Source organism: Sphingobium sp. HDIP04, from assembly GCF_000445085.1.
GTDB classification, from domain to species: domain Bacteria; phylum Pseudomonadota; class Alphaproteobacteria; order Sphingomonadales; family Sphingomonadaceae; genus Sphingobium; species Sphingobium indicum.
In genome coordinates this window covers 1-1,609 of sequence record NZ_ATDO01000008.1, presented here as the reverse complement: position 1 = coordinate 1,609, position 1,609 = coordinate 1, and the positions used below count along the sequence as shown (strand labels likewise).

The 1,609-nt window shown below is 57.4% G+C and carries 1 protein-coding gene; it reads right to left on the bottom strand.

The window, feature by feature from the left end; translation table 11 throughout:
• Nucleotides 1-181: 181 nt before the first annotated feature.
• The coding region (locus L286_RS25255; RefSeq protein WP_029986868.1) for a TonB-dependent receptor at nt 182-1,609 on the bottom strand (1,428 nt) is incomplete at its 5' end.

Below are 1,609 nucleotides of genomic sequence, written 5' to 3'. Positions count from 1 at the left end.
CAATATTGGCATGCGAGGAACCAAGACGACCCGCCTCACCGCTGGTTGCGACAGCTCCTGCACAAGGTGCTGTCCGCGCGGATGTGAGAAAGCTGCCATCGACCTAGCAAAGAAAGCCCGGCCTAGGTTAAACCCGGGCCGGACAGATAGGAGCATCCGGAGTGGGATCAGTCCGGGTCGATCAGAATTTAAACCTCAAAGTCGCATAATATTCAGACGGCCTGTTCGGCACCGCGCTCAGCAGGCCAGTTCCATTGAGCTGATTGACGCCATTTGCGATGTAGCGTTTGTTGAAAACATTGTTCCCGCCAATTGCGAGAGACCAGTCGTCGCCGGGCGCGCTGTACGTGAGCGAGGCATTGACGAGGCTGACATTCCCACTGAACAACTCGGGCGTGTTTTCCGCATCCGCCGCCATGGTGGACTTGTAGGAATAATCCGCCCGCAGTGTGACCCGACCTTCATTGGCCAGGAAAACGTTGAACTCGGGAGATAGCGTCGCGGTCCACTTCGGGACACGCGGCAGCCGGCTCGCCAGCGTGATCGTGCCCGACGGATCGTTGATCCTCCGATAGTAAGCGTCAATGTATCCCGCCGACGCGCTCACGCGGAAGACGCGGCTCGGCGCGAAGATCGTCTCGACCTCGAAACCCTTGATTCTGGCGTTGCCGGCGTTCTCGAAGGAGGCACCGATGCCGCGCTGGATCTGGATCTGGATGCCCTTGTAGTCCGTGTAGAATGCCGCAGCATTGACTTGCAGCATTCGATCGAAAAGCTGCGACTTGAAGCCGATCTCGAACGTGTCGGCTTTCTCCGGATTGAAGCTCGGCGCCTGCTTGTCCGCAGGCTTGGTCGGATCCGGCGGGACCGGAGCGGAGACGCGGGTCGTCCAGCCGCCCGACTTGAACCCCTTCGAGAATGATCCGTACAGCATTATCCGCTCGGTCGGATGGAGTTCGATGCCGACGCGCGGCGAAACATTGCTGAACGAGAGCTTCTGCTCCCCTGTCGGGTAGAATTGCGACAGGTCTGTCGGATCCGGGAACAGAAATGCCGGAGTACCGAGTTTGGTGAGAAGCATATTGAGGTCCCGCTGGCTTCCAACGAGCGTCTTATCTTCCTTGGTATAACGTCCGCCCAGCGTGATCCCGATGAGATCGTTCACACGGTAGTTGAGGTGCGTGAAGAGCGCGTAGGACTTGGTGTTGAACCGAAAGTTTCCGACGATCTGGAACAGACCGCCGGTAAATGCGACATCCTCCGAGTCCCTACCACCTTCTGAGAAATAATACGCGCCGACGAGATAATCGAGTTTGTCATTGAACGCCTTGCCCGAAAGCTGCAGCTCTTCGCTGAACTGATGCTGCTTCACCCGGAATGTGCCCTCGAACCCCACGACCGGTGAGTTGCCGAGATCCTGTCCGAAACGGGTGTCGAGATTGCGATAGGCGGTGATCGACTTCAAGGCAGGTCCACCCAAGTCGATATCGACGGTCCCTGTGAATCCGAAATTGCGCGTGTTGGTAAAATTGATACCCGTGCCGTAACCACGGTTGAGGCGGCTCTGTTGCAAAAATCGTGAAGCTTGAGCATGCTTGGCGGAGATTGG